Here is a 7,614-nt window from a genome sequence, read left to right on the forward strand (position 1 = left end):
CAGTTCCCCGACCCCGCCCCCGGCGGCCGCCCACGGCGCGCTCGACCGGTTCTTCCGGATCACCGAGCGGGGGTCCTCGGTCCCCCGGGAGATCCGCGGAGGTCTGGCCACCTTCTTCGCGATGGCCTACATCATCGTCCTGAACCCGATCATCCTCAGCTCGGGCGTGGACAAATACGGCCACCACCTCGACGGCGGCCAGCTGGTCACCGCCACCGTCGTGACCGCCGCCTTCACCACCCTGCTCATGGGCGTCATCGGCAACGTGCCGATCGCGCTGGCGGCGGGTCTGGGCGTCAACAGCATCGTCGCGCTCCAGCTCGCGCCGAAGATGAGCTGGCCGGACGCGATGGGCATGGTGGTCCTCGCCGGTCTCGCGATCATGGTGCTGGTCGCCACGGGCCTGCGGGAGCGGGTGATGAGCGCGGTGCCGCTCGGCCTGCGCAAGGCGATCGCCATCGGCATCGGCCTGTTCATCGTGCTGATCGGCCTGGTCGACTCCGGCTTCGTGACCCGCATCCCGGACGCCGCGCACACCACCGTCCCGCTGCAGCTGGGCGCGGGCGGCCACCTGACCGGCTGGCCGGTGCTGATCTTCATCCTCGGTGTGCTGCTGACCCTCGGGCTGATCATCCGGAAGGTGCCCGGCGCCATCCTGATCAGCATCGTCGCGATGACCGTTCTCGCGCTCGTCGTCGACGCGGTGGCGAACGTCAAGGACACCGCCTGGGGCCTGACCGTCCCGCAGTGGCCCGGCAACCCGGTCGCAACCCCCGACTTCGGGCTGATCGGCAAGGTGAGCCTGTTCGGCGGCTTCCAGGAGGTCGGTGTGCTCACCGGCATCCTCTTCGTCTTCACCGTGCTGTTGAGCTGCTTCTTCGACGCGATGGGCACCATCCTCGGCGTCAGCGACGAGGCGCACCTGCTGGACTCCAAGGGCGACCTGCCCGGGATGAGCCGGGTGCTGATGGTGGACGGCATCGCCACCGCCGCCGGTGGCTTCACCTCGTGCTCGGCCAACACCTGCTACGCGGAGTCCACCGCCGGTGCCGGCGAGGGCGCGCGCACGGGCCTCGCCTCGATCGCCACCGGTCTGCTCTTCGTCGTCGCGCTGTTCTTCGCGCCGCTGGCCACCATGGTCCCGGCCCAGGCGGCCACCCCCGCGCTCGTCGCGGTGGGCTTCCTGATCATGGCGGGCAGCATCCGGGAGATCGACTGGAGCGACTACACGATCTCCATCCCGGCGTTCCTGACGATGCTGCTCATGCCGTTCACCTACTCGATCACCAACGGCATCGGCATCGGGTTCATCACCTTCTGCGTGCTGCGACTGGTGGCGGGGCGCGGCCGCGAGGTGCCGTCCGCGCTCTACGCGGTGTCGGCGGTCTTCGCCTTCTACTACCTGATGCCGGCGCTCGGCCTGACGTAACCGGCCGTGTAGAACTGCTCGGTCTCGTCGACGGAGGCCTTGAGCCTCTCGTCGAAGTCATCGCGAATGAGCGTCCGGACGATGTAGTCCTGGACGCTCATTCCGCGTTTGGCGGCGTGAGCCTGGAGACGGTCCAGCAGGTCCCCGTCTATGCGCATGCTGAGCACTCTCGAAGCCATGGCCCAAGGGTCCGGCGGGCCCCTCGGGGCATGCGTCGTTTTCGGGGCGGAACTCACCCGGATGGGTGACTTCCTTGACGAATGCGTTTGGACGCGGCACGGCTGCGGCAATTTTACTTAGCATAGGTAATGAGCTAATCTAACGAACGTGACCGAACTGTCCGAGGACGACCGCTCAGCGGTGAACACGCTGCGCGGAGCCGTGATGCGGCTCTCCCGCCGACTGCGCCACCACCGGGTCGACGAGTCGCTGAGCCCGACGGAGATGTCCGTGCTGGGCACCCTCGCGCGCTGCGGATCCGCCACCCCCGGGGAGCTGGCCCGCAAGGAGCACGTACAGCCGCCGTCCATGACGCGGATCGTCGCCATGCTCGAGTCCAAGGGCCTGGTGCACCGGGACCCGCACCCGGACGACCGGCGCCAGGTCGTCGTCCGGCAGACCGAGCAGGCGGAGGCGATGCTCGAGGAGAGCCGGGCCCGGCGCAACGCGTTCCTGGCCGAACTCATGGCCACCCTCACGGAGGAGGAACGCGCCGTGCTCCGGGAGGCGGCGCCCGTCCTGGAGAAGCTCGCTCACGCCGACGCAAGGAACCGATGACGAGGAGGCGAGACCGGATTGAGTTCGGCAGCCGCATCACAGGCCGCACCCGAACCGAACATCCCTGAGGGGACCGGACCGGCCGGCACCGCCGACCCGGCCGATCTTCCCACCCCGGCGGGCGCCGACGCCGCCGCGGGGGCCGCCGGACCGCCCGGGACCCCCGGCACCGGCCGCCCCGCCGCGCCGCCGGCGCCCGGCGGCATGTTCAGCTCGCTCCGCAACCGCAACTACCGGCTCTTCGCCGGTGGGGCGATCGTCTCCAACACCGGCACCTGGATGTCGCGCATCGCGCAGGACTGGCTGGTGCTGAGCCTGACCGGGTCCTCCTTCGCCGTCGGCATCACGACCGCACTGCAGTTCCTGCCCATGCTGCTCTTCGGGCTCTACGGCGGCGTCATCGCCGACCGCTACCCCAAGCGCCGCACCCTGCTGGCCACCCAGGCGGCCATGGGCCTGCTGGGCCTCGCCCTGGCCGCGCTGACCCTCAGCGGAGCCGTCCAGGTCTGGCACGTGTACGCCATCGCCTTCGGGCTCGGCATGGTCACCGTCGTCGACAACCCCAGCCGGCAGGCGTTCGTCGTCGAGATGGTCGGCCCGGCCGACGTCCGCAACGCGGTCTCCCTGAACTCCGCGAACTTCCAGAGCGCCCGCCTCATCGGCCCCGCCGTCGCGGGCGCGCTGATCACCGCGGTCGGCAGCGGCTGGGCCTTCCTCTTCAACGGCCTGTCCTTCCTGGCGCCGCTCGCCGGACTGCTGCTCATGCGCCGTTCCGAGCTGTACGAGGTGCCCACCGCGCCGCGCGGCAAGGGCCAGCTGCGCGAGGGCCTGCGCTACGTCGCCGGACGGCCCGAGCTGATCTGGCCCATCGTGCTGGTCGGCTTCATCGGCACCTTCGCGTACAACTTCCCGATCTGGCTCACCGCCTTCGCCGACCACGTCTTCCACGGCGACGCCGGGATGTACGGCCTGTTCAACTCGGTGCTCGCGGTCGGCTCCGTCGTCGGCGCGCTGCTGGCGGCCCGGCGCGGCAGCACCCGGCTGCGGCTGCTGGTCGGCGCGGCGCTCGGGTTCGGCCTGCTGGAGGTCGTGGCGGCACTGGCGCCGACGTACTGGATCTTCCTGGCGCTCATGCTGCCGATCGGCATCTTCGGCCTGACCTTCAACACCACCGCCAACGCCAGCGTCCAGCTCGCGACCGACCCCGCCATGCGGGGCCGCGTCATGAGCCTGTTCATGATGGTCTTCGTGGGCGGCACACCGCTGGGCGGCCCGCTCGTCGGCTGGATCACCGACGTCTTCGGGGCCCGGACCGGCTTCCTGGCCGGCGGCCTGGTCGCCGCGGTGGCGGCGGCCTGCGTCGGACTCTTCCTGGCCCGGCTGGGCGGTCTGCGGCTCAAGATCGACCTGCACCGCGGCAAGGACCACAAGCTGATCGAGTTCGTGCCGCGGGAGTCGGAGTCGGTGGCCGCCTGAGCACGGCACGGGCCGGACGAACGGTCAGGCGGTCCCGGGGACCCGGCGCCGGTTGCGGAACTGCCGCATCAGCTCGGCCCACACCAGCAGGCCGGTCACCGGGGCGGTGGCCGCGAAGAGCATGTGCACGTAGTCCTCGCCCAGGCTCGACGAAGCCCACAGGCTCCACGCCAGTGCGGCCGCCACGCCCACCGCGGTCAGGAACCACGAGGGCAGTTCGCGGCGGTCGTCGACGATCGCCGCGGCCGTGCCCAGCCCGCCGCCGATCACCAGTCCCATGACCAGGACGGCGCGGGTCCAGTCAGGGGCACCGATGACGTCCTGCAGCACGGGTTTCGTGTGCAGCTGGCGGTAGGTGATCAGCAGGCTGGCGACGTAGACGGTCACCAACGTCCCCAGGCTGAGCGCTCTCACCAGCTGACCGAGCGCACCGCGCTCCCCACCGGGCATGATGTCCCCCCGCTGCCGGAAGTAGGCCGAAACGGCCGGTAACGGCTCTACAGAATGCCCGAAAACGGATGAACGGCACAGGGGATCGGCGAAACCGGGGCGGCCCCCGGCCGCCTCAGGACGTGCGCGCTCCGGCGTCGTAGCGCTCGCGGGCCTCGACGACCTCCTCGATGTGCTCCTCCGCCCAGTCCTTCACAGCGGAGAACAGCACGGCCAGGCTCTCGCCCAGCGGCGTCAGCGCGTAGTCCACCCGCACGGGCACGGACGGCGTGACGGTCCGTGCGACCAGTCCGTCCCGCTCCAGGGTGCGCAGCGTCTGCGTGAGCATCTTCTGGCTGACGCCCGCGATGCGGCGGCCCAGGTCGCTGTAACGCTGCGGCCCGTCCTTGAGCGCGGCCATGAGCAGGCCGGCCCACTTGTCGCTGATCCGGATGAGCAACTGGTTCGTCGGGCAGCCCTTCATGAACGCGTTGTAGGCCACGCGTGCCTCCTCGCGCCGCTGGGACGCGGTGGTCGTCGCCATGGGGGCTCCCCTCCGGACTCCTCGGTTCGGTACGCACTTCCAGGTACGTACTTACCCGTAGAGAGTAGCTCTCCCTAGGTTTGTGATGGCGGCGGGACCAGTCGCCACCACATCCTCAGGAACAGGGAGCTTCTGCCATGCGTGCTGTCGTGATCAGGGAATTCGGCGGGCCCGAGGTGCTGGAGGTCGCCGAGGTGGCGCTGCCCGAGCCGGGCCCCGGCGAGGTCCGGGTGCGGGTGGCCGCGGCCGGGGTCAACCCCGCCGACCTGGCCGTGAGGGCCGGTCTGCTCGGGGCCGGGGCGCTGGTGCCCGGGGCCTTCCTCGGGATGGGCTGGGACGTCGCGGGGACCGTGGACGCGGTCGGCGCCGGGGCCTCCGCCCCCGTGCCGGGCACGGCCGTCGTGGGCGCGGTGGGCGGGTTCGGGCAGCGGACCAAGGCGCACGCCGAGTACGTCGTGCTGCGCGCGGACGCCCTCGCCGCGGCCCCCTCGTCCGTCGACCCCGTCCACGCCGCCACCCTCCCGACCAACGCCCTCACCGCCGACCAGGCGCTCGGCCTGCTGGCCGCCCGGCCCGGCGACCGCGTGCTGGTCACCGGCGCCGCGGGCGCGGTCGGGGGCTACGCCGTCCAGCTGGCCCGCCACGCGGGGCTGCACGTCGTCGCCCTGGCCCGCCCCGCCGACCTCCCGCTGCTGCGGGAACTGGGCGCCGACGAGGCCGTGTCGTCCCTGGACGGCGTCCGCGCCGACGCCGCCCTCGACGCGGCGGCGCTCGGCGCCCCCGCCCTGGCGGCCGTACCGGACGGCGGCGGCTACGTCACCGTCCGGCCCGACGCGGTGCCCGCCGCCGAGCGCGGCATCCGGGTCGCCGCCGTGCAGGTCCAGCCGGACGGCGGGCGCCTCGCGGAACTCGTGGCCTTGCTGGACCGGGGCGTGCTCACCACGCGGGTGGCCGACACCTACCCGCTGGAGGAGGCCGCCAAGGCCCACGCCCGCCTCGCGGAGGGGGGTGTGCGGGGGAGGCTCGTGCTGGTGCCGTGACCCCGGTGCCGGCGTCGGTGACCTCGGGGGTGCTTCATCGTTTCGAGTGAATGTGCGATCGGGGCGCCCCGGGCGGGCGGCGGCTGCCTGAGAATCGGAGGTGTCGTCAGTCGCGTGTGCGGAGCCCTCTGGAGGACCGATGAGCTCACAGCCCCACTGGGCGTCTCGGGCGGCCGCCGGTTCGTACGCGCCGGACGACCCGGAAACCGCGCTCAAGTACGCGATCCGGCACCACGGGGGGACCGGGTGCAGATCGTCGAGGGGGTCATCCGGCAAGTGGTGCCACCTACGTGGGGGCATGAGAGGGCCGCAGCCATGATCCGTCGGCAGATCGACCCCGTCGTGCAGAAGATGGGCTGCCTCTCGGGCTCGGGAAACCTGGACCTTCCCGGCAGTGGCAACTGGTACGTGCCGGATCTGGCCGTCGTGCCGGAAGCCTTGGCGGAAGCCGACGCTCTCGTCCCCCACCAGACCCTGCTGGTGGTGGAGGTCACCTCCGAGTCCAACAGTGACACCGACCCGGATCGTCAAACGCCGCCGCTACGCCGAGTACGGCGCCCCGCTGTACCTCCTCGTCGACCGTCAGGAGCGCAGCTGCACCCTGTACGCGGAGCCGGGGGAGCTCGGCTACCGGGTGGTGGACGGCCCGCATCCCTTCGGCACGCCGCTGCGGCTGCCCGAGCCCTTCGGACTCGTGCTGGACACAGCGGAGTTCTGAGGTCCGGTCCTCGCCACGGTCCGCCGACTCACAGCCCGTCCGCCAGCAGCTCCGCGAGGTGCCGGGCGCGTACCCCGCCGAGCTGGGCGAGCTGGGTGCGACAGGAGAAGCCGTCCGCCAGGACGGCCGTGCCGGGGCGGGCGGCGCGGACGGCGGGCAGCAGACGCTCCTCGGCGCAGGCGACGGAGACCTCGTAATGGCCACGCTCGAAGCCGAAGTTCCCGGCCAGGCCGCAGCAGCCGGAGGCCAGGGTGCCGGTGAGGCCCGCGCGGGAGCGCAGCCGGCGCTCGGCGGCGTCGCCCAGGACGGCGTGCTGGTGGCAGTGGGTCTGGCCGGTGACCGACCGGTCGAGGCGGGGCGGCGTCCAGCCGGGGGCCCGCTCCTCCAGCACCTGCGCGAAGGTGCGTACGGAACCGGCCAGGGCCGCCGCCTCGTCGGTGCCCAGGAGTTCGGGCAGATCGGTGCGGAGCGCCGCCGCGCAGCTCGGCTCCAGGACGACGACGGGATGACCGGCGGCGACCATGGGAGCCATCCGCCGGACCGTGCGGCGCATCACCTGCCGGGCCCGGTCGAGGCGGCCGGTCGAGACCCAGGTCAGGCCGCAGCAGACGCGTCCCGGCGGCAGCACGACGCGCAATCCGGCCGCCCGCAGGACGCGTACGGCGGCGCGGCCGACCTCGGGGGAGAATCGGTCGGTGAAGGTGTCCGGCCACAGCACCACGGTCCCTCCCGCCTCCGGCGCGGGCTCCTGCCGCCGCCACCAGCGCACGAAGGGCTCCTCGGCCAGCGGCGGCAGTTCCCGCTCGGGCGCGACGCCCGCCGCCCGCTTGGCCACGGCGGCCAGCGGCCGTACCCGTGCCAGGGCGTTCACGGTCCCGGCGAGCGGGGCCGCCGCGCGCAGCCACGTCGGCAGCCCGCCCATCAGGTAGTGCGCGGCGGGCCGCGGCCGCCGCCGGTAGTGGTGGTGGAGGAACTCCGCCTTGTAGGTTGCCATGTCGACGCCGACCGGGCAGTCCGAGCGGCAGCCCTTGCAGGACAGGCAGAGGTCCAGGGCGTCCAGGACCTCCGGCGAGCGCCAGCCGCCGGTGACGATCTCGCCGGCGAGCATCTCGTGCAGCAGCCGGGCCCGGCCTCGGGTGGAGTGCCGCTCCTCGTGCGTCGCCCGGTACGAGGGGCACATGACGCCCGCCCCCGGATCCCC

Annotated in this window: 9 protein-coding genes and 1 pseudogene; 6 read left to right on the forward strand and 4 right to left on the reverse strand. The window is 72.4% G+C overall.

The window, feature by feature from the left end; translation table 11 throughout:
* Nucleotides 1–1,429 (forward strand): NCS2 family permease (locus tag PV341_RS42055; RefSeq protein ID WP_500360621.1); only part of this gene is annotated, 1,429 nt, incomplete at its 5' end.
* Here the strand turns inward: PV341_RS42055 and PV341_RS42060 are convergent.
* Nucleotides 1,399–1,608 carry a ribbon-helix-helix protein, CopG family gene (locus tag PV341_RS42060; RefSeq protein WP_500330345.1) on the reverse strand — a complete coding sequence of 70 codons (210 nt, stop codon included), beginning with the start codon at nucleotides 1,606–1,608 and terminating at the stop codon, nucleotides 1,399–1,401. The two genes, PV341_RS42055 and PV341_RS42060, sit on opposite strands and share 31 nt — an antisense overlap.
* A 205-nt stretch (nucleotides 1,609–1,813) precedes the next feature.
* Between PV341_RS42060 and PV341_RS42065 the strand changes: the two genes are divergently transcribed.
* Both PV341_RS42065 and PV341_RS42070 read left to right on the forward strand, forming a co-directional pair.
* Nucleotides 1,814–2,206 carry a MarR family transcriptional regulator gene (locus PV341_RS42065; protein WP_499516868.1) on the forward strand — a complete coding sequence of 131 codons (393 nt, stop codon included), beginning with the start codon at nucleotides 1,814–1,816 and terminating at the stop codon, nucleotides 2,204–2,206.
* An 18-nt stretch (nucleotides 2,207–2,224) separates the two neighbouring features.
* Nucleotides 2,225–3,682 (forward strand): MFS transporter, encoded by a 1,458-nt coding sequence (locus PV341_RS42070; protein ID WP_500330343.1) that lies wholly within the window; start codon nucleotides 2,225–2,227, stop codon nucleotides 3,680–3,682.
* Between the two features lie 24 nt (nucleotides 3,683–3,706).
* Here the strand turns inward: PV341_RS42070 and PV341_RS42075 are convergent, their stop codons facing one another.
* Complete coding sequence (locus tag PV341_RS42075; RefSeq protein WP_500330342.1) at nucleotides 3,707–4,096, reverse strand: hypothetical protein; 390 nt, start codon at nucleotides 4,094–4,096, stop codon at nucleotides 3,707–3,709.
* A 151-nt stretch (nucleotides 4,097–4,247) separates the two neighbouring features.
* Nucleotides 4,248–4,655, reverse strand: a complete 408-nt coding sequence (locus PV341_RS42080) for a winged helix-turn-helix transcriptional regulator (protein WP_500330340.1) — start codon at nucleotides 4,653–4,655, stop codon at nucleotides 4,248–4,250.
* Between the two features lie 137 nt (nucleotides 4,656–4,792).
* On the opposite strand from PV341_RS42080, the gene PV341_RS42085 reads away from it, so the two are divergent.
* The 3 genes and pseudogenes from PV341_RS42085 to PV341_RS42095 all read left to right on the forward strand — a co-directional run bounded on the left by PV341_RS42085 (nucleotide 4,793) and on the right by PV341_RS42095 (nucleotide 6,413).
* Nucleotides 4,793–5,695, forward strand: a complete 903-nt coding sequence (locus tag PV341_RS42085; RefSeq protein ID WP_500330338.1) for an NADP-dependent oxidoreductase — start codon at nucleotides 4,793–4,795, stop codon at nucleotides 5,693–5,695.
* A gap of 279 nt (nucleotides 5,696–5,974) precedes the next feature.
* A pseudogene (locus PV341_RS42090) lies at nucleotides 5,975–6,133 on the forward strand (Uma2 family endonuclease); the annotation flags it as partial.
* A gap of 70 nt (nucleotides 6,134–6,203) precedes the next feature.
* Nucleotides 6,204–6,413, forward strand: a complete 210-nt coding sequence (locus PV341_RS42095; RefSeq protein WP_500360623.1) for a Uma2 family endonuclease — start codon at nucleotides 6,204–6,206, stop codon at nucleotides 6,411–6,413.
* A gap of 28 nt (nucleotides 6,414–6,441) precedes the next feature.
* Here the strand turns inward: PV341_RS42095 and PV341_RS42100 are convergent.
* Nucleotides 6,442–7,614: (Fe-S)-binding protein (locus PV341_RS42100; RefSeq protein WP_500360624.1), on the reverse strand; the 1,173-nt coding region annotated here is incomplete at its 5' end.

It is taken from the genome of Streptomyces sp. PA03-1a (assembly GCF_033792805.1).
Lineage (GTDB): Bacteria > Actinomycetota > Actinomycetes > Streptomycetales > Streptomycetaceae > Actinacidiphila.

Bases quoted from the DNA above. Each gene is read 5' to 3' on its own strand.
- PV341_RS42060 (WP_500330345.1), bottom strand. From the start codon at position 1,608: ATGGCTTCGAGAGTGCTCAGCATGCGCATAGACGGGGACCTGCTGGAC.
- PV341_RS42065 (WP_499516868.1), top strand. From the start codon at position 1,814: ATGCGGCTCTCCCGCCGACTGCGCCACCACCGGGTCGACGAGTCGCTG.
- PV341_RS42080 (WP_500330340.1), bottom strand. From the start codon at position 4,655: ATGGCGACGACCACCGCGTCCCAGCGGCGCGAGGAGGCACGCGTGGCC.
- PV341_RS42085 (WP_500330338.1), top strand. From the start codon at position 4,793: ATGCGTGCTGTCGTGATCAGGGAATTCGGCGGGCCCGAGGTGCTGGAG.